Annotated in this window: 3 protein-coding genes and 1 CRISPR repeat array; all 3 genes read left to right on the top strand. The window is 40.1% G+C overall.

The genetic code is table 11. From position 1 onward, the window contains the following. Positions 1-196 precede the first annotated feature (196 nt). Positions 197-524: direct repeats of the CRISPR family, unit length 28 nt; unit sequence GTTCACTGCCGCACAGGCAGCTTAGAAA. A gap of 189 nt (positions 525-713) precedes the next feature. The 3 genes from AACT18_RS17130 to AACT18_RS17120 all read left to right on the top strand — a co-directional run bounded on the left by AACT18_RS17130 (position 714) and on the right by AACT18_RS17120 (position 3,562). Continuing rightward, positions 714-1,166 (top strand): NUDIX hydrolase, encoded by a 453-nt coding sequence (locus tag AACT18_RS17130; protein WP_094144221.1) that lies wholly within the window; start codon positions 714-716, stop codon positions 1,164-1,166. A 147-nt stretch (positions 1,167-1,313) separates the two neighbouring features. Beyond that, positions 1,314-2,087, top strand: a complete 774-nt coding sequence (locus AACT18_RS17125) for a hypothetical protein (protein WP_094144222.1) — start codon at positions 1,314-1,316, stop codon at positions 2,085-2,087. Between the two features lie 707 nt (positions 2,088-2,794). After that, complete coding sequence (locus AACT18_RS17120; protein WP_094144223.1) at positions 2,795-3,562, top strand: alpha/beta hydrolase family protein; 768 nt, start codon at positions 2,795-2,797, stop codon at positions 3,560-3,562. Positions 3,563-4,147: the final 585 nt, after the last annotated feature.

Raw genomic sequence — 4,147 nt, 5'->3', positions numbered from 1 at the left:
TTGTGCGGAAACTTGGTAGTAGCGTTGTCAGCCCCTTAAGCGGGCGTTAACTGGCAATGAAATTACCCATATTTTTTCGTTGAATTTTAAGTTATTGATTTATATTAATAATAAATCGAGTGAAAAATAAAAGGTTATTTTGAAAAATTTGATGTAATTACCATTATTAACAATAGGTTACTGATAAAGTTTCATAGTTCACTGCCGCACAGGCAGCTTAGAAAGCCTCTGGTGGCAGAGCCTTCACCAAGTCAAAGTTCACTGCCGCACAGGCAGCTTAGAAAGTTCTCCTCTGCATAGCTAAAAAGAAACTGATGTTCACTGCCGCACAGGCAGCTTAGAAAATACACCAGCGGCACAGGTAACAAGTCACTCAGTTCACTGCCGCACAGGCAGCTTAGAAATTTTTATTCATTTTCAGCGTCAAATCTTTCTTGTTCACTGCCGCACAGGCAGCTTAGAAAATTGGGGATGTTCACATACATGCTGCGAAAGTGTTCACTGCCGCACAGGCAGCTTAAAAATATTGGTACTTTTGGCATTTGGGATCGGCCAGTTAACAAAGCGTTTAAGAGGGATTCGCAACGCGTAGCATTTTCATTATGCGTTGAATTTATTAGTTTTTAGTGCAATGCGGTGAGTTGGTAGTTGCGTTACTCACCCCTTAACGCGGCGTTAGCCGACAAGCGAAAATTTCAAATTCAGAGGTAAATATGATTCCATTAAATTCATCTGTTGTTTCAGGGGTGGCAGTCTCGGAAATTGATGGTGAAATGAAGCTTCTACTTATGAAGCGAGTAAAAGGTGGCTTCTGGTGTCATGTTGCAGGTTCAATTGAACAAGGCGAAACAGGCATTGACGCCATCACTCGAGAGTTTAGAGAAGAAACACAAATTGAGGCTTCACCCCTATATAATGCTCAGTTTCTAGAACAATTCTACGAAGCCAGTGTTAATGTTATTCAGCTCATACCTGTTTTCGTAGTGATGTGCCCACCAGAGCAAGGGGTGATTTTAAATGAAGAACATACAGAGTATAAGTGGTGCAGTTTAGACGAAGCTCTTGGATTGGCTCCATTTCCAAACCAGCACGAAGTGTATAAGCATGTTTGGTCGTATTTCGTAGAAAAGCCAGCTAATGCACTCTATCGTGTAGATGTCGGCTAACAAACGGCTCAAGAGGGATTGCCAACGCTTGGCGGCTTTAGTGCAAAATTGAAGTTCAGTGTTTAAGGTGTGTTTTTTGAGTCTGGCGGTGCGTTGTCAACCCCTTAGCCGGGCGTTATGCAGCAGTTTTGAATTAGGAGATGGCAAATGAGTTCACTTAAAGAGCACATGTTCGATCTTGAAACTCAAAGAGCAGAGTTATGGATCCGAGATCATCTTGAAGATGAAACATTGGATGAGAGTTCGAGTGAGTGGCAGCAACTAGAGCGTGAATATTACGATATAAAGCAAGCTGAATATGATGCTGCTGAATGGCAAGCTGAAATAGATTGGTTAGTAAGAAATGGTTCCTCAGAACTTCATCATGAGTTTACTGAACAGCTAGATTCGTTGAGGAAAATGGCTCAATCCAACTTAAATCAATCAAATAGTTTTGGGAATTTCAGCACAAATAAACTAGTTATAAATATGACTTACGCTTATGCGGTTACATTGTTGGAAGCCTTCCTTGGTGATACGTTGAAAACTCTTATTAATGAAAATGATAAGTTCTTAAAAAATGCAATTTTTAACGTTGAGCAGCTCAAGAAAAGTCGTTTTGGTTTGGGCGACTTATACTCCCAAAATATGACTATTCAGACGTTAGCAACGAAAAAGCTTTCCGAGGAAGTTCTGTTTCATAATATCCCCAAAGTGATGGTTATTTTTGAGCAAGTATTAGGCAAAAAGTTGTCAGTTGACTATGCGAAAGTAAATAAAATTAAAGATGTTAGGCACGATATAGTGCACCGCAACGGTAAAACGATTGAGGGTAAGCATCACCACTTGGATTTTAGTGAGCTCCATGCTGCTCTAGATTCCATAGAACTCTTCGCATGTGAGTTGCAGAAAGAAATAAACATCGAGGTTAATGCTGCATAACAAACGGCTCAAGAGGGATTGCCAACGCGTGGTGACTTTAGTACAAAATTGAAGTTCAGTGTTTACAGTGTGTTTTTTAAGTTCGGTGGTGCGTTGTCAACCCCTTAGCCGGGCGTTATGCAACTCAGGTAAATTTAGGGGTTCAATCTTTTGGGATTTCTCCGGCCATTCGTTTTGTGTTGTCGGCAAATGAGCATTTTTACCCTCAAATTCGTGGTTTACTCAAACCGTAAAACAGGCAAAGTTCTTTGTTTGCCTCAATCAGTTTTAGCGTTGGCGTGTTGTGAATCTTGTGGGCGCAAAGTGTGGAAAGGGCAAGTTATTCGATCATTTCGCATTTACTGAAAGTCTTGCTTGTTGAGTTTGTCTCATTCAAAAGCTTTGTTTGTTGTTGAACGGTGGGCTTTGTTTTTGCGGCTTATTTATCACGGCTCTTGCTTGGGTTGGTTCTTGAATTACTTAACCATTGCAATTGTGGTTTTTGATCGAGTAAAGTCAGTTTATCTCATTGAATTTGCATAACAAACGGCTCAAGAGGGATTGCCAACGCTTGGCGACTTTAGTGCAAAATTGAAATTCAGTGTTTACAGTGTGTTTTTTAAGTTCGGCGGTGCGTTGTCAACCCCTTAGCCGGGCGTTAGCTGTTTTCTGAAGCCTGACGGTTTGTTTGTGCTCGTAAACGAATATATTGAATATATGGGGCGTTCATGGAAGGTGTTGTAGTAGAAAAAAGTAAGATGGGTGAGATTGTATATCTACTCTATTGTAAAAAAGAGTCGGTAAATAATCCTTTAGTCATCATCTGTCATGGGTGGAACGATGATAAATATGAAGGTTCTAATCTAGCTTTAAATTTAGCTCTTCAGGGTTACTCTGTTATCTGCTTTGATGCAGATAAACACGGCGAAAGAGATGATGGTAATGCTCAAAATGTCAGTAGTCATTCGAGCTTTATTAAAAGAATGACGGGGGTTATCAAGCAGAATTCAGATGACATAAATACACTCATTGATCACTATCAGGAAGATATTCGGATTGATCGATCGAGGATTGCGGTTGTGGGTATCTCTATGGGCGCAATGTCCACATTTTATTCTTTGACCCAAAATCAACTGATTAAAGTTGCAGTACCAATTCTCGGCTCTCCTGATTTTGTCGGTTTGGAGAAGTTCGCCTTAGAAGCAGACTCGGTGAATAAGATTCTTAGTGATGATGAGGAGTTGGCTATTAGGTATATGGCAGAGATTGATCCATGTTTGTATCTTATAGAAAATGAAAGTCGCCCTATGTTGATTATAAATGGCGAGAAAGATGATTGGGTTCCTGCCAATTTCGCGAAGGACTTTTATGAAAAAATGAAGAGTAAATACGATAAAAATAATACTGAAATTGAGTTCAATTTAGCTGATGAATCGCATTATTTTTCCAACGACATGAGAGATCATACGATAAAATGGTTGAATAAAAATTTGTAGGCTAAAAGTAAATCTTTAGCAATAAAAAGCTAACAAACAATTTAAGAGGGATTCCCAACGCTTGGCATTTTTGCTTCTACTTCAATTTTAATGGTTACGGTACAATGCGTTAGGTTGGGTGGTAGCGTTGCTCACCCCTTAATTGGGCGTTATGCAACTCAGGGAAATTTAGGGGTTCAATCTTTTTAGATTTCTCCGGCCGTTCGTTTTGTGTTGTCGGCAAATGAGTACTTTTACCCTCAGATTCGTGGTTCACTCAAACCGTGAAACAGGCAAGGTTCTTTGTTTGCCTCAATCAGTTTTAGCGCTGGCGTGTTGTGAATCTTGTGGGCGCAAAGTGTGGAAAGGGCAAGTTAATCGAATATTTTGCTTTTGCTGAAGTTTTCGCTCGTTGAGTTTTCCTGATTCAAAAGCTTGGTTTGTTGCTGAAAGGTGGGCTTTGTTTTGGCAGCTTATTTATCACAGTTCTTGCTTGGGTTGATTCTTGAATCACTCAACCATTGCAATGGTGGCTTTTGATCGAGTAAAGTCAGTTTATCTTATTGAATTTGCATAACAAACGGCTCAAGAGGGATTGCCAACGCG

The organism is Vibrio sp. V04_P4A5T148 (assembly GCF_963875605.1).
Lineage (GTDB): Bacteria > Pseudomonadota > Gammaproteobacteria > Enterobacterales > Vibrionaceae > Vibrio > Vibrio anguillarum.
Note: the sequence above shows the minus strand (reverse complement) of the source record. Positions and strands in the feature narration are given on the sequence as shown.